Source organism: Streptomyces sp. NPDC059851 (assembly GCF_042732005.1).
GTDB lineage: Bacteria > Actinomycetota > Actinomycetes > Streptomycetales > Streptomycetaceae > Streptomyces.
In genome coordinates, this window is sequence record NZ_JBHWJJ010000090.1 from 1 (window position 1) to 17,399 (window position 17,399).

A 17,399-nucleotide genomic window follows, 5' to 3' on the forward strand; every position below is an offset into this window, starting at 1 on the left:
CACGTGCCCGCACAGCGCGGTGAAGCAGGAAGCCCCCGGAAGGGTCAGCCGACCCACGCCGGAATCCCTGGACTTTAGGCCAGGGAGCACGTCAACCTGGCCCCATGCACAGTGAGACCGACGAGTTCCACGACGCCCTGCACTCGCTGCGCGTCTGGGACACCCAACTCCCCGCCTTCGACCCCGCAGCCGCGCCCGACGCGCCGGTGCCGCTGTTCCGGGAGTGGTTCGTGCACGCCGCCCGGGCGGGGCAGGTCGAGCCGCACACGATGGGCCTGGCCACCGTGGACGCGGAGGGGCGGCCCGACGTCCGGATCCTGATGCTGCACGACGCCGACTCGCGCGGCTGGCACTTCGCCTCGCACGCCACCAGCGCCAAGGGCCGCCAGCTGACCGGGCAGCCGGACGCGGCGCTGGTGTTCTACTGGCCCGCGGTGGGCCGCCAGGTCCGCGTCCGGGGCCGCGTCACCGCCTGCGACCCGACCGAGAGCCGGGCGGACCTGGCGGTCCGGTCGCGGGGCGCGCTCGCCGCGGCGCTCACCGGCCGGCAGAGCGAGGCTCTCGGCTCCGTACGGGAGCTGGCCGAGGCCTCGGCCGCCGCATGGGAGCGGGCCGGTGCGGAACCGGACGCCCCCGCCCCGACCTGGACGCGGTACGTCCTCGACCCCGTCGAGGTCGAGTTCTTCCAGGGCGACGCCGCCCGCCGGCACGTCCGCCTGCGCTACCGCCGCACGCCGGACGCCTCCGCCTGGGTCCGCGAGCTGCTCTGGCCCTGACCTCCCCCGCACCATCTGGGGTGACGCACGGCTCACCGCGGGCGGAACACCGGCACCCACACGCCCTCCGCCGCCTCGCGGAACGCCACCTCCAGCGGCATCCCGACGCGGAGGTCCGCCGGGTCGCAGTCGACGACCTCCGTCATCATCCGCGGCCCCTCGGCGAGGTCGACGACCGCGGCCGCGTACGGGACGCGCTGCCCGAACGGTGGCAGGTCGTTGCGGTGGACCACGGACCAGGTGTAGAGGGTGGCGCTCCCGCCGGCCCGCTCCCAGACGACGTGCTCCTCCCCCGCCCAGCAGAACGGGCAGAACTCCCGCGGGTAGTGGTGCGCCCGCCCGCACCGCGCACAGCGGCGCAGCAGGAGCCGCCCTTCCGCGGCCGCCTCCCAGTAGGGGCGGGTGAACTCGTCCACGTCCGGCAGGTCGTACCGCGGGCCACCGGCCGTCGCCCCCGCGCTCACCGGAAGAGTCCCAGCGCCGCGTCGAGGGACCAGGTCTGCCAGCCCATGGCGAAGAGCGCGACGAGGGAGACGAGCATCATCATCGCGTTCTGCCCCTGCTCCGCCCAGTCGTGGATCATCAGGAGCAGGTAGAGCAGGTTCAGCAGCAGCCCTCCCACCAGCGCGACCGGTGTGAGGAACCCGAGGACCAGGCCCAGGCCGAGTGCGAGTTCCGCGTAGACGACGACGTACGCCATCAGCCGCGGCCTGGGCCCGACGACCTTCTCGAAGCCTCGCGCCACGAACGGCCAGCGGTGCTTGCCCGCGACGTCGGCGGCCCATGCGATGCCGGTGCCGCGTTCGAACCACCCCTTCTTGTCCTTGTGGCGCCAGCTCTCCAGCCACCACAGGCCGAGGCCCATCCGGAGCACGGCGAGCCACTCCGCCCCACTGAGCCAGACGGTCTGCATCGGCACCCCCGCTTTCCCTCTCCACGAATCTGACGGTACGTCAGTTGAGCGGATCCCGGTCGATCCCGCAAGGCCCCGCCCGCCGGTACCCGCGCGCACCCGCACCCACCCACCGGGCCGGCACCCACCGGGCCGGCACCCACCGGGCCGGCACCCACCAGGCCGGCACCCGCCCGTCACCCGCATTCCGCGACGGCGCTCCACGCCCGCCGTGACCGATCCGCAATCGATTCCCTCCTTCTCCGAGACCCAACAACGCTGTGTGTCGATACGCTCACTCCTCATGCCCGGAGTCCCCGCCACGCCCGACATGACCACCCAGCCCCGCCCCGTGTACGTCATAGGGGCCGGGCCCGGCGGGCTCGCCGCGGCCGCCGCGCTGCGCGCTCGCGGGATCCGCGCGGTGGTCGTCGAGAAGACCGACACGGTCGGATCGTCCTGGCGCGGCCACTACGACCGCCTCCACCTGCACACCACCCGGCGGCTCTCCGCCCTGCCGGGTCTGGCGATGCCCCGCCGGTTCGGCCGGTGGGTGTCCCGCGACGACGTGGTGCAGTACCTGGAGAAGTACGCCGAGCTCCACGAGCTGGAGCTCGTCACCGGCGTCGAGGTGACCCGCATCGAACGCGCCCCGCACACCGACGACACCGAAGACGCCGAACCCACCAGCGGGCGCAAGCGCAAGACCGGCCGCAAGAAGAAGCGGAAGGCCGGCCGCCCCGAATCCGACGCCTGGCTCCTGCACGCCAGCGGCGGGCGGGTGCTCACCGGCCGGGCCGTGGTCGTCGCCACCGGGTTCAACCACACGCCCGCGGTCCCCGACTGGCCGGGCCGGGACGCGTACGGCGGCCGGCTGCTGCACGCCCGCGACTACCGGAACGCGGAGCCGTACGCCGGCCTGGACGTCCTCGTGGTCGGCGTCGGCAACACCGGCGCCGAGATAGCCGTCGACCTCGCCGAAGGCGGTGCCGCGCGGGTGCGGCTCGCCGTGCGGACCGCCCCGCACATCGTGCGCCGCTCCACCGCCGGCTGGCCCGCCCAGCGCAGCGGGATCCTGGTGCGGCGGCTGCCCGTGCCGCTCGTGGACCGACTGGGCCGGCTCATCGCCAAGGCGTCCGTCCCGGACCTGTCGGCGTACGGGCTCCCCCGCCCCACCACCGGCCTGTACAGCCGGGTGGGGCAGGGGGCGATCCCGGTGCAGGACGTCGGCCTGATCGACGCCGTCCGTGCCGGACGGGTCGAGCCCGTCGCCGCGGTGGACTCCTTCGACGGCGCGGAGGTGGTGCTCGCCGACGGCTCGCGGATCGCCCCGGACGTGGTGATCGCAGCCACCGGGTACCGGCGGGCCCTGGAGGGCCTGGTCGGGCACCTGGACGTGCTCGACGAGCGCGGAAGGCCCCGCACGCACGGCGCGCGCACCCTGCCCCACGCGCCGGGCCTGTACTTCACCGGCTTCAGCAACCCCATCAGCGGAATGTTCCGCGAGATGGCGCTGGACGCCGAGAAGATCGCCAAGGTGCTGGCCCGCCGCCTCGGCGTCGGCTCAGCGAGTCGGAGCCGGGACGAGGCCCTGCCGGACACCGGCCTCCGCCCGGTCGACCCCCTCGCCTGACCGAGCTCGCTCCCGGCCCGGCCGCACCCCCGGCCCACCCGCGTCCGCCGCCCCTTCCTCGCCGCCGTCCCGCCGCCTGGCCGCCGTCCGCCGCCTGGCCGACTCCTTCCCCTCCCTCAACCTCGACCGAATCCACCCCTGGACCCGCGCCTCCCGCATCTGTCACCGTTCCCTTCCACACATCTCCTCCACCACCTTTCCTGCACCGCAGTGTTCCTGACGGCATGTCAGTTCAGTAATCTGGTCCTGACCGAGAATCTGACTACACGTCAGTAATCGCCACTGAAGCTGGTCGTCCATCGAGCAGGGAGCGGGCGAAGCGATGCTTGGATCTACTCACGGCACCCTGACCACCGACTTCCGCGCGCGCGTCGAGGCCTGCGGGGAGACCCCCCGGGAAGCCGTCCACTCCACCGCACCGGCCTCCGCCGAGGATGCGATCGCCCTGGACGTGAGCGGACGGCCCCTCGACTCCGAGGTACCGGACCTGGACCGGTTCTTCCGGCCCGGGTCCGTCGCCGTCATCGGCGCCTCCGACGCCGACGGCAGGCCCCACACCGGCATCACCCGGCAGCTCATCGCCTGGGCGGAGCGCGTCGGCGCCCGGATCCACCTCGTGCACCCGACCCGCACCACCGTTTTCGGGCTGCCCTGCCACGCCTCGGTGGCCGCGCTGCCCGAGCAGGTGGACCTGGCGGTGCTGCTCGTCGGCGACCCCGTCCCGGTGATCGAGGAGCTGGCCGAGGCCAAGGTGAAGTTCGCCGTCGCCTTCGCCTCCGGCTTCGCCGAGACCGGCGATGCGGGCGCGGCCGCCCAGGCGCGGCTCGCCGCCGCCGTCCGGCGATCGGGCCTCCGCCTCCTCGGGCCCAACACCAACCTGAACGCCTTCCAGGAGTTCCGCGACGACCTCCCGGGCCCCGCCATCGCGCTGATCACCCAGTCCGGTCACCAGGGGCGGCCCGTGTACACCCTCCAGGAGCTGGGCATACGGCTCTCCCACTGGGCTCCCACGGGCAACGAGGCCGATCTCGAAACCGCCGACTTCATCTCCTACTTCGCCGAGCAGCCCGAAGTCGGCGCGATCGCCTGCTACGTGGAGGGCCTCAAGGACGGCCGGTCGTTCCTCCTGGCCGCCGACCGGGCCGCCCGCAACGGGGTCCCGGTCGTCGCCGTCAAGGTCGGTCGCACCGAGACCGGCGCACGGACCGCCGCCTCCCACACCGGCAAGCTCACCGGCGCGGACGCCGTCGTCGACGCCGCGATGCGCCAGTTCGGCGTCATCCGCGTCGATGCCCTGGACGAGCTGCAGGACACCGCCGCGCTGCTCGCCCGGGCCCGTCGGCCCCGGGCCGACGGGGTCGTCGTCTACTCCATCTCCGGCGGCACCGGAGCCCACTTCTCCGACCTCGCCACCGAGGCCGGCCTCCACCTGCCCACGCTCCCGCAGGGCAAGCAGGACGAGCTCCACCAGTGGATCCCGGACTACCTGAACGTCGCCAATCCCGTCGACAACGGCGGCCACCCGGTCGGCGACTGGCGCGGCCGGAAGATCATCGACGCGATCCTCGCCGACCCCTCCGTGGGTGTGCTGATCTGTCCGATCACCGGCCCCTTCCCGCCGATGAGCGACCGGCTCGCCCAGGACCTGGTGGACGCCGCCGAAGAGACCGACAAGCTGATCTGCGTGGTCTGGGGCTCGCCCGTCGGCACCGAGGACGCCTACCGCACCACCCTGCTCGGGTCCTCCCGCGTGGCCACCTTCCGCACCTTCGGCAACTGCATCACCGCCGTCCGCGCCTACCTCGACCACCACCGCTTCACCAACGGCTACCGGTCCCCCTTCGACGACGCCCCCCGGACCCCCTCCCCCTCCCACCGCAAGGCGCAGGCGCTGATGCGCCCGGGCCAGCAGCTCAGCGAGCACGCGGCGAAACAGCTGCTGCGGGCGTACGGCATCCGGGTCCCGCGCGAGCAGCTCGTCACCAGCGCGGCCGCCGCGGTCCGCGCGGCGGGCCTGGTCGGCTACCCGGTGGTGATGAAGGCCTCGGGCCCGCAGCTCGCGCACAAGACGGAGCTGGGGCTGGTGAAGATCGGGCTGACCTCGGCGAGCCAGATCCGGGACGCGTACCGGGAGCTCACGGACATCGCGCGGTACGAGAACATCCCGCTGGACGGGATCCTCGTCTGCCAGATGGTGCGGCGCGGGGTCGAGATGTTCGTCGGCGTCACGCAGGACGCGCTCTTCGGCCCGACCGTGACGGTCGGGCTGGGCGGGGTGCTGGTCGAGGTGCTGCACGACGCGGCGGTACGGGTGCCGCCGTTCGGCGAGGACCAGGCCCGGGCGATGTTGGCCGAACTCCGCGGTCGTGCCCTGCTGGACGGGGTCCGGGGGGCGCCCCCGGCCGATGCCGACGCGCTGGTCGAGGTCGTTCTGCGGGTGCAGCGGATGGCGTTGGAGCTGGGCGGTGTCCTGTCGGAGCTCGACATCAACCCGCTGGTGGTGCTGCCGCGCGGACAGGGAGCGGTGGCACTGGACGCCCTGGCCGTCTGCCGCTGACACCGCGGGCGGCGGCGCAGCCCCGACGGCCGGGGCCCGGGCCGCTGCCCGTACCGCCCGCGCAGGCCCCACGGCCCCCGCGACCCGTTCCCTCCACACCCCGAACCGGAGCGACTCACCCATGACCGACTCCCCCCGAGCCGAACCCCCACCGGCCACACGCCCCCTCGACACACGGGTGCGGCACCGCACTGACAACGGGGTCTCGTGGATCACCCTCAACCGCCCCGAGGCCATGAACGCCGTGACCTGGGACCAGCGCGAACGCATCATCGCGCTGCTCGCCGAGGCCTCCGCGGACCCCGCCGTCCGGGCCGTCGTCCTCACCGCCACCGGCCGGGGCTTCTGCGCGGGCGCCGACCTGCGCGGCGCACCCGCCACCGGCGGCGAACGGGTCGCCGGCGATGTGGCGCGGATGATCCGGCTCGGGGCGCAGCGCCTGATCACGGCCGTGCTCGACTGCGAGAAGCCGGTCATCGCCGCCGTCAACGGCACCGCGGCCGGCATCGGCGCGCACCTCGCGCTCGCCTGTGACCTGGTGGTGGCGGCCGAGTCGGCCCGCTTCATCGAGGTGTTCGTCCGCCGTGGCCTGGTCCCCGACGGGGGCGGCGCCTACCTGCTCCCGCGCCTGGTGGGCCCGCAGCGCGCCAAAGAGCTGATCTTCTTCGGGGACGCGGTCCCGGCGGCGGAAGCCCAGCGGCTCGGCCTCGTCAACCGGGTGGTCCCCGACGGGGAACTGGAGGCGTGCGCCCGGGAGTGGGCCGAGCGCCTGGCGCAGGGCCCGACGCGGGCGATCGCCCTGGCCAAGCAGCTGGTCAACGGCTCCCTGGACGGCGACCGGGCGGCGGCCCTGGCCGCGGAGGCCACCGCTCAGGAGATCAACATGACGACGGCCGACGCGGCGGAGGGAGTGGCGAGCTTCGTGGAGCGCCGCACACCGAAGTACCTGGGCCGCTGACCCGGCCCCGGCTCCCCCTCCCCCACCTGGCCGCCGACTACCCGCTACATCTGCGGGTTGGGCTTCAGCAGGGCGAACACCGCGTCGAAGGGGTCCGCCAGCCAGGCGATCCGGCCGACGTCCGGCACGTCCGTCGAGGGCATCAGCACCGTGCCGCCCGCGTTCACCGCGGCCGCTTCGGTCGCGTCGGCGTCCGCCACGTGGAAGTACGGCACCCAGCGCGGCCGCTCCCCGCCGCTTCCTCCGTCACCCATCGGGGCGATCCCGCCGAACGAGCCCTCCTGCTGGTCGCCCTCCTCGACGCTGAGCACGCGGTACGTCATTCCGGGCGCCTGCATCTCCTCGCCGCGCCAGCCGAAGAGCCCGCCGTAGAAGGCGAAGGCCGCGGCGGGATCCGGTACGTGGAGCTCGACCCACAGCAGCGCGTTCTCAGCGGACGCCACCTCGAACCCGGCGGTCTTCCCGGGCTGCCACAGCGCGAACTCCGCGCCCTGCGGGTCGGTGGCCTGGGCGAGCCAGCCCTCCGCCATGGCGTCCTCCGGCTCCATGCGGATCCGCCCGCCGCCGTTCTTGACCGCCTCGACGGTGTCCCGGACGTCCGGGGTCATGAAGTAGACCATCCAGGCCGACTTCGCGCCCTCCTCGGTCAGCTGACCGAGCCCGGCGACCGTCTTGCCGTCGCGCTTCAGGAAGCCGTACCCGCCGGCATCGGGCCCGGCGGAGACGTGGTCCCAGCCGAAGACCGCGCCGTAGAAGGCGGCGGTCGCGGCGGTGTCGGGCGTGCCGAGGTCGAGCCAATTGGGCGAGCCCTTGCGGAAGTCGGTTCCGAGCACGGTTCCTCCTGTGGGTGGGGAAGCTGGGTGTGTGCGCACGGCGCGCGGATGCGCGTACGGGTGCGTACGGGTGCGGGTGGGTGCGGGTGGGTGCGGGTGGCGGTCCGGGGCCACCTTGCCCAGGCCGACCCGGCGGTGCCGCTCCGCCTGCGCCCACGGCCACGACCGATTCCTCCGTTCGGCCGAACCCCTCCCCTCCGCACGGGCTCGCGCACATGGCTTCACATCTGACGATCCGTCAGTTTCAATCGGTGGTGTGATGGGACACGCAGGGATGGCGGCCACCGTCGTCCGGTACCTCAGGTCAGTCGGCCCACCGGGTTCCGGCCCCGGCCCCGGCTCCGCCGCATACGAGCCGGAGCCCTCCGTCCTGCCCCGACCCGACCTGCGGGCCGTCGGCGAGGACGAGCGCGCGCCCGTCGGCCCCGCCGAGTTCCGGACCGTGCTCGGGCACTTCGCCAGCGGCGTCACCGTCGTCACCGCCCCGCCCGGCGGGGGCGACGACGGCCCGGCCGGCTTCGCCTGCCAGTCCTTCGCCTCGCTGTCGCTGGACCCGCCGCTGGTCGTCTTCATGGTGGGCCGTACGTCCACCAGCTGGCCGCGGATCGCCCGCGCGGGCGTGTTCTGCGTCAACGTCCTCGGCGCCGGGCAGGGTGAGCTCTGCCGCCGGTTCGCCGTCAGCGGTGCCGACAAGTTCGCCGGGGTCCCCCACTCCCCCGCCCCCGCGACCGGATCCCCGCTGCTCGACGGGGTTCCCGCCTGGATCGACTGCCGGATCCACGCCGTGCACACCGGCGGCGACCACCTGATCGTGGTCGGCCGGGTGGAGGCCCTGGGCGCCGGCGCGGACGAGGGGCCGCTGCTGTTCCACCGGGGGCGCTTCGGCCGGCTCGCGGACGACGCCTGACCCGACGGCCGGACCTCCCCAGCCCCACTCCCCCGCCCACTGCCCCCACCGCCGCCACTCCCCCAGCAGCCGTACGCCCCTCCGGTCGGCCGGAGGGGCGTACGGCGTGCACGGCGGGCCGGAGCTCGGGAGCGGTCCTGCGCCGGCCCGTGCACCCGTTCAGAAGGTGAGCACCCCGCGCGCCACCCGCCCGTGCTTCGCGTCGTCCACCGCCTTCGCGAAGTCCTCGACCGGGTAGACCTCGGTCACCAGCTCGTCGAGCAGCAGCTGCCCCTTCCGGTACAGCTCCGCGTACAGGGCGATGTCCCGCTGCGGCCGCGAGGACCCGTACCGGCAGCCCATCACGGTCTTGTCGAGGTACATCGACGACACCCGGAAGGACGCCTCCTCGGTGAAACCGGGCACGCCCAGCAGCACGGCCTGCCCGTGCCGGTCCAGCAGGTCGATCGCCTGGCGGATCAGCCGTACGTCGCCGACGCACTCGAAGGCGTGGTCCGTGCCCGTCGGGAGGATCTCCTTCACCGCCGCCGGCGCGTCGGCGACCGCCGAGGCGTCCACGAAGTGCGTGGCCCCGAACTGCCGGGCCACCGCCTCCTTGGCCGGGTTCGCGTCCACGGCGACGATGGTCGTGGCCCCCGCGATGCGGGCCCCCTGCAGCACGTTGAGCCCGATCCCGCCCGCGCCGATGACGACCACCGAATCGCCCCGGTCCACGCGCGCCCGGTTGAACACCGCCCCGACACCGGTCAGCACGCCGCAACCGATCAGGGCGGCCGAGGTCATCGGGACGTCGTCGGGGACCTTCACGGCCTGCACGGCCTTGACGACCGTGCGCTCGGCGAAGGCGGAGTTCGAGGCGAACTGGAACAGCGGCTTCCCGCCGCGCGAGAAGGGCTGTCCCGGCATTCCGATCGCCTTGCGGCACATGGTCGGCCGGCCCCGGTCGCAGTCGGCGCAGGCCCCGCAGTTGGCGAGCGTCGACAGCGACACGTGGTCCCCGGGTGCCACGTGCGTCACCCCCGCCCCCACTGCCTCGACGACCCCGGCTCCCTCATGCCCCAGCACCACCGGCGGGGGGAACGGGATCGTCCCGTCGATCACCGACAGGTCGCTGTGGCACAGCCCGGCCGCCGCTATCGCGACCAGGACCTCGCCCGACCCCGGATCGCGTACCTCCAGATCGTCCACCACCCGGGCCTGCTTGCCGTCGAACACGACGCCCCTCATGCCTTCACCGCGCCTCTCTGGGCAGGCCGAGCACCCGCTCGGCGATGATGTTCCGCTGGATCTCGTCCGAGCCGCCGTAGATCGTGTCGGCGCGGGTGAACAGGAACAGCCGCTGGTCCTCGTCGAGCCCGGGCCCGTACGGGAGGTCCGGCGCCCAGGCCGCGGGCCCGGCCGTGGCCGCCGCGCCCCGGACCGCCACCGCCAGCTCGCCGAGCCGCCGGTGCCAGCCGCCCCACAGCAGCTTGGCCACGCTGGGCGCGCCGGGACCGCCGTCCGCGGCGCCGGCGGTACCGAGGGTGCGCAGTGCGTTCCAGCGCATGGTGCGCAGCTCGGCCCACTGGCGTACGAGCCGGTCGCGGAGTACGGGGTCCCCGGCGCCGGCGGCGCCCCCGGTGGCGGCGGCGTACGCGGCCAGGACGCGCTCCAGTTCCGCCGCGAAGCCGATCTGCTGGACCAGGGTGGAGACCCCGCGTTCCAGTGCGAGCAGGCCCGTGGCCACCGTCCAGCCGTTGCCCTCCCCGCCGACGACCTCTGCGGCGACCGCCCCGTCGAAGAAGACCTCGTTGAACTCCGAGGTCCCCGTCATCTGCCGGATGGGACGCACCTCGATCCGGCCCGGCTGGTCCATCCGTACGAGGAGGAACGACAACCCCCGGTGCCGTCGGGACCCGGGCTCGGTGCGGGCGAGCACGAAGCACCAGTCGGCGTCCCGGGCCAGCGAGGTCCACGTCTTCTGGCCGGTGACGCGCAGCCGGCCGTCGGCGGTGTCCCGTACGGCGGCGGTCCGTACGCCCGCGAGGTCGGAGCCGGCCCCGGGCTCGCTGTACCCCTGGCACCACAGTTCCTCGCCGCGGGCGATGCCGGGCAGGAAGCGGTCGTGCTGCTCCCGGGTGCCGTACGTGACGAGGGTGGGGGCGAGGAGGTTCTCGCCGATGTGGCCGACGCGGGCGGGGGCGCGCGAGGCGGCGTACTCCTCGGCCCACACGACCTGCCCGGTCAGGGAGAGCCGCTGCTGCCCGTACGCTCCGGGCGGCAGGTCCCAGCCCTGGCCGATCCAGCCGCCGCGGCCCAGTTCGCGCTCCCACGCGCGGCGCGTCCCCACTCCCTCGTGTTCGCTGCCGGGCCCGCCGAGTCCGGCGGCCTGCGCGTACGGGCCGGTGAGGTGTCGCGTGAGCCAGGCCCGGGCACGCCCGCGCAGCTCCTCGTTCTCGGCGCCGAAGCTGAAGTCCACGGTGTACCGCCCCTTCTAGGCGTTGGGGCGGTCCTTGGCGGCCGCCGCCTTGGCCATGGCCTCCAGCTGCGCGAGCATCGGCATCGGGTCGGTGCCGACGGTGCCGGGCAGGAAGTCGGCGATCTTCGCCGGGGTCCAGGGGCCCTCGGCGTATCCGGCGCGCAGTTCGCGCGGCTGGGCCCAGACGGCGATCTTCGGGCCGGCGATCGTGTAGACCTGGCCGGTGATGCGCTCCCCGCCGGCGGCGACGGCCCTGTCGCTGAGCAGGTAGGTGACGAGGGCGGCGACGTCCTCGGGCTCGCCGATCTCCTTGAGCTCCATCGGGACGTTGGCCGACATGCGGGTGCGGGCGACGGGGGCGACGGCGTTGGCGGTGACGCCGTACTTGTGCAGGCCGAGGGCGGCGGAGCGGACGAGGGAGATGATGCCGCCCTTGGCGGCGCTGTAGTTGGCCTGGGCGACGGAGCCCTGGTGGTTGCCGCTGGTGAAGCCGATGAGGGTGCCGCAGCCCTGGCGGCGCATGACGGCGGAGGCGGCTCGGAAGACGGTGAAGGTGCCCTTGAGGTGGGTGGCGAGGACCGGGTCCCACTCCTCCTCGGACATGTTGAACAGCATCCGCTCGCGCAGGATGCCGGCGACGCATACGACGCCGTCGACGCGGCCGTACCGGGTGAGCGCGGTGTCGACGACGCGCTGACCGCCGTCCATGGTGGAGATGTCGTCGGCTACGGCGACGGCCTCGCCGCCCGCGGCGAGGATCTCCTTCACCACGACCTCGGCTATCTCGCTGGTCGGAGCGCCGCCGTCGATGCCGACGCCGTAGTCGTTGACGACGACCCTGGCGCCCTCGGCAGCGGCAGCGAGGGCGACGGCGCGGCCGATGCCGCGCCCGGCGCCGGTGACCGCCACGACCTTGCCTGCCAAGAAGTTCCCCACACCGACCCCTTCCCGCGGTTTCTGACGGACCGTTAGATTTTATGGGCAGCCGGACGCCGCCGCACAAGCCCGCCGCAGCCGCCAATCACGGCAGAGGAGCTGATGAGACCGTGGCCCTGCCCGCCGAGTTCCACGAGATCGCGAAGCGCGTCAACAACTGGGGCCGCTGGGGCGCCGACGACGAAACCGGCACCCTGAACCTGATCACCGACGCGGTGGTACGGGCCGCAGCCGCCGAGGTGCGCACGGGGCGCAGGATTCCGCTGGCGCTCCCCCTGAAGGAGGACGGCGTCCAGGCCGGGCTCATCCCCGGGCGGATCAACCCCCTGCACACGATGGTCCGGATCAACCAGGAGCTGTTCGGCCCGGGCACGGTGGCGTGCAGCGACGACTCCGTGACCATGGGGCTCCAGGCGGGCACCCACTGGGACGCCCTGACCCACGTCTCCCACTCGGGCCGCATCTACAACGGCCGCCCCGCCGACAGCATCACCGCCCACGGACGGGCCGAGTTCAGCGGGATCGACAAGGCGGCGCCCGTCGTCTCGCGCGGCGTCCTCCTGGACGTGGCCCGCGCCAAGGGGCTGGACCGGCTGCCGGGCGGCCACGCGGTGACCCCGGAGGACCTGGCGGAGGCGGAGGAGTTCGGCGGGACGACCGTCCGGGCGGGGGACGTCGCCCTGGTCCGCACCGGCCAGATCCAGGTCTACCTGGCCGGCGACAAGCACGGCTACGGCTTCCCCTCCCCGGGGCTGTCCGTCCGCACCCCGGAGTGGTTCCACGCCCGGGACGTGGCGGCCGTCGCCAACGACACCCTCACCTTCGAGGTCTTCCCGCCGGAGATCGAAAACCTGTGGCTCCCGGTGCACGCCCTGCACCTGGTCGAAATGGGCATGCACCAAGGCCAGAACTGGAACCTGGAAGAGTTGTCCACAGCCTGTGCAGAAACGGGCCGCTACGCGTTCCTCCTCTCCGCCATGCCGGAACCCTTCGTCGGCGCGGTCGGCACCCCGGTCGCCCCGGTGGCCGTCCTGTAGACCTGGTGGCACCGCCCGAGCGGCCTCTTCCTCCACAGTCCGGAGCGCATCCATGCCCGCTTTTAAAGCGGGGTCACTGCGGCTGGCGGCTCCTGGACGGCCGTCAGGGCGCGGCTGCGGCGTGCGGACAGGTCCGGTCGGCGCTCGATCTCCGTTTCGGCGGCCCAATGGGGGAGCCAGTACTGGAGGTGGCCGATCTCGTTGCTGCTGAGGGCTGCGGCGAGAGCGCGGCTCTCGTGCCCCTCCATCTCGTCCAGGCGGTGCGGGGCGATGGCAGCCATGATGGCGTCGCTCTTCCAGCAGCGCAGTTCGGCCTCGCCCAGCAGCTCCGGGGCGCCCACCATCGACAGGCTGAAGTCGGACAGTTTTCGCGGGGCTTGGTTCTCGTCGACGGTGGTGCAGACAGGCTTCAGGCGGCTATGGGTCTCGGCCAAAGCTGCGGCGGGCTGGGCAGGGCGGAAATGAGTGGCGGTCTATCGATGTGGCCTGTCCTGTGCGAAGTATGGGCGGGTGTCCATTTGAGCCAAATCGAAAAATTCTTCGCGGAATGAGGTATTCCGTGGTTAGCGTCTGGTTCGCCTCGGGGGGGAGGCCTAGCACAACGTCTCCTCCCTTGTCATGCCCTCACACAGGGCCAACGAGAGAGGGAAGGGGTCATGCGTACACGGCGCAAGAAGGCAGCCAGCCTGATGGCAGGTGTTGCGTTCCTCGGGATCGGCGGCATCACGCCGGCAAACGCAGGCGTCACCGCGGAAGGCCAGTTCGAGTCCCACATCTCGTGGTGGACGGCTCCGACGGAGTCCCGCCGCTGGTGGGACAACAACAGCACTGGGGACTACACCGGCATCTACTTCCAGGGATGCAAGTCGGATGACGACCACTACGGCTACGACTACGCGTCACTGACCCTGTGGAAGCACATCCCCCGCGCCCCGGACCACAACAAGGGCACCCGGAACAACCATTGCGGGTGGGTGGACTACGGCGACCCGAACGACCAGGGTGACTACTACTTCTCGCTGTCGGACGTCGGTAACGGCGACTACATCAACATCGACTACGTCAAGGTCGCCTGGTAGACGCAGGACGGATCAGAGGTCGGATTCCCGAGCCGCAAGGGTGCCGCCTGGTAGAGGCGGTGCCAGAAACACAGAAGGGGGATCGAGTGAAGATCGGTTTGAAGTCGTGGGCTGGGGCGATGGCCGGTGTCGCGCTGTTGGGTGCGGTGTCGGTGACTCCGGCGCACGCTGGCGTGACGGCGGAGGGTCAGTTCGAGTCGTCCATCAACTCGTGGCGGGCTGGTAACGAGTCGCGCCGCTGGTGGGACAACAACAGCACCTCGGACTACACGGGTATCTACTTCTCGGGCTGCGAAGCGGACGGCGGCGGCGGATTCAACTACGCCGGGCTGACCCTGTGGAAGGACATCCCTAACGCTCCGGACCGTTCCAGGGGAACCCGCACGAACTACTGCGGGTGGGTGGACTACGGCGACCCGAACGAGCAGGCCAATCACTACTTCTCACTGACGGACGTGTCCCATGGCACGTACATCTCCGTCGACTACGTGAAGGTCGCCTGGTAATAGGGATGTTGAACAATTAGTACGAGGGTCCCGGTGGAATCAGCACCGGGACCCTCGCCCGTCCACTGTCCCATGACCAAAGCCATCCCGCTGGCGGCGGGGTGGCGGATTGTGCGTTCCTCCATGTCTCTGGTTTTTGATCACGTTTCGTTTCGGTACGGGAAGACACCCGTTTTCAATGACTTCAGTCTCCGGATTGATGCGCGGGCGACGGTCCTCCTCGGCCCGAACGGAGCCGGCAAGTCCACACTGATGGCCATCGCCGCCTCCCACCTGCGCCCCTCCTCCGGGTCGGTCACCTTCGACGGAGGCACCACAAAAGGCCGCCATCTGGCCGCCTACCGCAAGCGTGTGGCGTGGATCCCCCAGCAGATCACCCCCGTACCTGGGCTGACCGTACGCGAACAGGTCGCCTACGCGGGCTGGCTCAAGGGCATGCCGAAAGACGCGGCATGGAAGGCATCCGAGGAGGCGCTGCGCCGCGTCGACCTCACCCGCCTCGCGGAGCGCAAAAGCCACCAGGTGTCCGGCGGGCAGCTCCGCCGCATGGGAATCGCAGGGGCACTGACCCACCGCAGTGAACTGATCTTGATGGACGAGCCGACCGCCGGCCTGGACCCCACACAGCGCCTAGTGTTCCGTGAGCTCGTTGGTGACCTCGTCGGCAGTGTGCAGGTGATCGTTTCCACGCACCAGACCGAAGACCTCGCCGACCTGTATGCGCACGTGGCCGTCCTCGCTCACGGCAAGATCTGCTTCCAGGGCAGCCCTGCCGACTTCCACGCTCTGGCACCGTCCGCCACACGCGGACGGGAGCAGGCCGAAGCCGCCTATGTGATGCTCGTCGGACGGGAGATCTGACCGATGCGTATCGCCACTCTCCTGCGGTCCTCGTCCGCCGGACTCATGCTCGTCTTGCTCGCTGGCTACGTCCTGCTGCTCCTGTCGGAGCCGATCACCATGGGCACCATCCCCGGTTACGGGCCGTCCGTCCTCGGCAACGCCTCATACACGATTCCGTTCGCCGCTGCCGCATGCGCGGCGAGTGGAGCGTGGGAAGGCGCACGCCTGCGCCGGGGCAACGTCTTCGGGCAGACTCCTTCCCGCAGCCGGCTCGCCATCGCGCTGCCGCTGCTGGCCCCGGTGTGGGCGATGGGCGTAGCCGGGATGCTCATCGCGGTCGGTGTCGCGGTCTCGGCCGCGGGAACGCTTCCGCCTTTCTCCCACCTGGGCATGTTCGTGGTGTACGTACTGCTGATGGTGGCGGCCACGCTGGCCGGATACCTCCTGGGCGGCCGTCTTCCACACCTTGCGGCCGCACCGTTGGCGATGGTCGCCGGGTTCTGCCTGACCGCGTTCCCCGCCTCCTGGGACACGCCGTGGCCCCGCCACCTGGTCGCCGGCGCCTACGACAGCTGCTGCTCGGTCGGATCGGTCATCGACCCTGTGGCCGTATGGGCGCCGCTCCTGTTCACCGGTGGGATCATCGCCGCATGCCTCCTCCTGATCGCCCAGGCCAGCCGCTGGAAGCCTCTGGCCGCCCTTATCGCCGCGTCCGTGGCCTCGGTGTCCCTGGTCGTGAACATGGGCTATAACCCGGTCACCGACCGGAACTCCGACGCCCTGGTCTGCGACACCGCCGGCGTCCCGGAAGTATGCCTGTGGCCCGAGACCCCGGGACGCTCCCGGATCGTGGCAACCACCCGTACCTACAGCAGCCGCCTGAAAAACGCCGGGCTTCCCATGCTCTCCTCCTTCACCCAAAACCGCGACCTCAAGCCCGGACAGGCCCGCTTCGGAGGCAAAAGCCAGGTTCGCGAGCAGGACATAGCGGCCAACCTCACCAACACCCTCTTGCCTCCCATCCCCGAATGCGCCCGAACCAACCACAAGTACCCTGCATACCCCGCCCGGGGACCGCTCACCGCATGGCTGACTGCCATCGCCACCCAAGCTCCCCCTGCGCCGGTCCAGGGCAGCGTCTCCCCCGACGATGCAAAACTCGCCCAAAAGGTTCTCACGCTACCTTCCGACCGTCAGCACACTTGGTACGAAACGAACCGGGCCGCGCTCACCGGCTGCGACCAGAAGCCGGCTCTGAACCCTGAAGGAGCAGGCCGGTGAACTGGTGGGCCGCATCCCGTAACGTCCCCACCCTCACTGCCGTCACCGCTGTGACGGCCGGCACAGGCCTGACATTCGGACAGAGCCGCATCCCGGTACCCGCGATGGTCGGCGGGGCCGGACACTTCCTTCTCGCCGCGCTGATCACGGTGATTCCCGCCGTGACATGGCTCGCCTTCACCGGCCGCGCCCGGGACGCCACTGAAACAGTCGCCGTGCGGGCGGTCCACCGCTTCGATACCTCCCTCGCCACCGCCTGCGCAGCCCTCGCCCTGGGCATGGCCGTTCTCGGACACTTCGCGGGCGCCAACAGCGTGGCCTTGGCAATCGGCCGGAATACCGCCTTTTATCTCGGGGTGGCGCTCATCCTGAACCCCCTCACCGGCGCTCGGATCGCAGCCCCAGTCCTTACCGCTATACCCTTGGTCCTCGCCGTCGCAGGATGGAAGAGCGGCGGCCGTGGAGCACAGCCGTGGGCTGTCGTCCTGCACGCCGCAGCCAGCATGCCCGCCTTCCTGGCCGGCGTCGCGGTCCTGTTTGCCGGGGCGACGTTCAGCAGTTTCAAGCCGCCGGGCCGGGCTCTCTAGGGGACCGAGCTCCACTGACAGTGATCACGTGAGTGCTGGTTCTGCCGCTGGGCCTGACTCGCCCTCTGACGGTGTGGGCGAGGGAGCCAAGGCAGCGGTGAGCGCGGCGATCGTGT

Annotated in this window: 18 protein-coding genes; 11 read left to right on the forward strand and 7 right to left on the reverse strand. The window is 71.8% G+C overall.

Annotated elements, in window-relative coordinates:
• The first annotated feature begins 104 nt into the window (after positions 1-104).
• Positions 105-776 carry a pyridoxal 5'-phosphate synthase gene (locus ACFV7Q_RS26180; protein WP_385431828.1) on the forward strand — a complete coding sequence of 224 codons (672 nt, stop codon included), beginning with the start codon at positions 105-107 and terminating at the stop codon, positions 774-776.
• Positions 777-808: 32 nt separating this feature from the next.
• Here the strand turns inward: ACFV7Q_RS26180 and ACFV7Q_RS26185 are convergent, their stop codons facing one another.
• On the reverse strand, positions 809-1,240 hold the full coding sequence (locus ACFV7Q_RS26185) for a Zn-ribbon domain-containing OB-fold protein (RefSeq protein WP_385431830.1): 432 nt from the start codon (positions 1,238-1,240) through the stop codon (positions 809-811).
• On the reverse strand, positions 1,237-1,689 hold the full coding sequence (locus ACFV7Q_RS26190; RefSeq protein WP_385431878.1) for a DoxX family membrane protein: 453 nt from the start codon (positions 1,687-1,689) through the stop codon (positions 1,237-1,239). The genes ACFV7Q_RS26185 and ACFV7Q_RS26190 overlap by 4 nt, the downstream gene beginning before the upstream one ends.
• Before the next feature lie 283 nt (positions 1,690-1,972).
• Between ACFV7Q_RS26190 and ACFV7Q_RS26195 the strand changes: the two genes are divergently transcribed.
• From ACFV7Q_RS26195 to ACFV7Q_RS26205, 3 genes are all read left to right on the forward strand, one after another.
• Positions 1,973-3,301 (forward strand): flavin-containing monooxygenase, encoded by a 1,329-nt coding sequence (locus ACFV7Q_RS26195; protein WP_385431831.1) that lies wholly within the window; start codon positions 1,973-1,975, stop codon positions 3,299-3,301.
• A gap of 322 nt (positions 3,302-3,623) precedes the next feature.
• Positions 3,624-5,858 (forward strand): acetate--CoA ligase family protein, encoded by a 2,235-nt coding sequence (locus tag ACFV7Q_RS26200; protein WP_385431833.1) that lies wholly within the window; start codon positions 3,624-3,626, stop codon positions 5,856-5,858.
• A gap of 121 nt (positions 5,859-5,979) precedes the next feature.
• Positions 5,980-6,816 (forward strand): enoyl-CoA hydratase/isomerase family protein, encoded by an 837-nt coding sequence (locus ACFV7Q_RS26205; protein WP_385431835.1) that lies wholly within the window; start codon positions 5,980-5,982, stop codon positions 6,814-6,816.
• Positions 6,817-6,860: 44 nt separating this feature from the next.
• Here ACFV7Q_RS26205 and ACFV7Q_RS26210 read toward each other — a convergent pair whose 3' ends face one another.
• Positions 6,861-7,649: a VOC family protein gene (locus ACFV7Q_RS26210; RefSeq protein WP_385431836.1), complete on the reverse strand. Its 789-nt coding sequence runs from the start codon at positions 7,647-7,649 to the stop codon at positions 6,861-6,863.
• Between the two features lie 259 nt (positions 7,650-7,908).
• On the opposite strand from ACFV7Q_RS26210, the gene ACFV7Q_RS26215 reads away from it, so the two are divergent.
• A complete protein-coding gene (locus ACFV7Q_RS26215; protein ID WP_385431880.1) occupies positions 7,909-8,556 on the forward strand; it encodes a flavin reductase family protein in 648 nt (215 codons plus the stop codon).
• Positions 8,557-8,715: 159 nt separating this feature from the next.
• Here the strand turns inward: ACFV7Q_RS26215 and ACFV7Q_RS26220 are convergent, their stop codons facing one another.
• From ACFV7Q_RS26220 to ACFV7Q_RS26230, 3 genes are read right to left on the reverse strand one after another with little or no spacing between them, the layout of a single operon-like run.
• Entirely contained in the window at positions 8,716-9,783 is a 1,068-nt protein-coding gene (locus ACFV7Q_RS26220) for a Zn-dependent alcohol dehydrogenase (RefSeq protein ID WP_385431837.1), read from the reverse strand.
• A gap of 4 nt (positions 9,784-9,787) precedes the next feature.
• Entirely contained in the window at positions 9,788-11,014 is a 1,227-nt protein-coding gene (locus ACFV7Q_RS26225) for an acyl-CoA dehydrogenase family protein (protein WP_385431838.1), read from the reverse strand.
• A gap of 15 nt (positions 11,015-11,029) precedes the next feature.
• The gene (locus ACFV7Q_RS26230) at positions 11,030-11,950 is read right to left on the reverse strand and encodes an SDR family NAD(P)-dependent oxidoreductase (RefSeq protein ID WP_385431840.1); all 921 of its coding nucleotides are present in this window, start codon (positions 11,948-11,950) and stop codon (positions 11,030-11,032) included.
• Between the two features lie 110 nt (positions 11,951-12,060).
• Between ACFV7Q_RS26230 and ACFV7Q_RS26235 the strand changes: the two genes are divergently transcribed.
• Positions 12,061-12,987 carry a cyclase family protein gene (locus ACFV7Q_RS26235; RefSeq protein ID WP_385431841.1) on the forward strand — a complete coding sequence of 309 codons (927 nt, stop codon included), beginning with the start codon at positions 12,061-12,063 and terminating at the stop codon, positions 12,985-12,987.
• A gap of 62 nt (positions 12,988-13,049) precedes the next feature.
• Here ACFV7Q_RS26235 and ACFV7Q_RS26240 read toward each other — a convergent pair whose 3' ends face one another.
• Positions 13,050-13,421, reverse strand: a complete 372-nt coding sequence (locus ACFV7Q_RS26240; protein WP_385431842.1) for a hypothetical protein — start codon at positions 13,419-13,421, stop codon at positions 13,050-13,052.
• Positions 13,422-13,643: 222 nt separating this feature from the next.
• Here ACFV7Q_RS26240 and ACFV7Q_RS26245 point away from each other — a divergent pair, with 222 nt between their 5' ends.
• The 5 genes from ACFV7Q_RS26245 to ACFV7Q_RS26265 all read left to right on the forward strand — a co-directional run bounded on the left by ACFV7Q_RS26245 (position 13,644) and on the right by ACFV7Q_RS26265 (position 17,283).
• Positions 13,644-14,066 carry a hypothetical protein gene (locus ACFV7Q_RS26245; protein WP_385431843.1) on the forward strand — a complete coding sequence of 141 codons (423 nt, stop codon included), beginning with the start codon at positions 13,644-13,646 and terminating at the stop codon, positions 14,064-14,066.
• 98 nt (positions 14,067-14,164) lie between these two features.
• Positions 14,165-14,572, forward strand: a complete 408-nt coding sequence (locus ACFV7Q_RS26250) for a hypothetical protein (RefSeq protein WP_385431845.1) — start codon at positions 14,165-14,167, stop codon at positions 14,570-14,572.
• Positions 14,573-14,644: 72 nt separating this feature from the next.
• Positions 14,645-15,433 (forward strand): ATP-binding cassette domain-containing protein, encoded by a 789-nt coding sequence (locus tag ACFV7Q_RS26255; RefSeq protein ID WP_385431846.1) that lies wholly within the window; start codon positions 14,645-14,647, stop codon positions 15,431-15,433.
• 45 nt (positions 15,434-15,478) lie between these two features.
• Entirely contained in the window at positions 15,479-16,696 is a 1,218-nt protein-coding gene (locus ACFV7Q_RS26260) for a hypothetical protein (protein WP_385431848.1), read from the forward strand.
• Complete coding sequence (locus ACFV7Q_RS26265; RefSeq protein ID WP_385431850.1) at positions 16,693-17,283, forward strand: hypothetical protein; 591 nt, start codon at positions 16,693-16,695, stop codon at positions 17,281-17,283. Before ACFV7Q_RS26260 ends, ACFV7Q_RS26265 begins: the two co-directional genes overlap by 4 nt.
• Positions 17,284-17,399 lie beyond the last annotated feature (116 nt).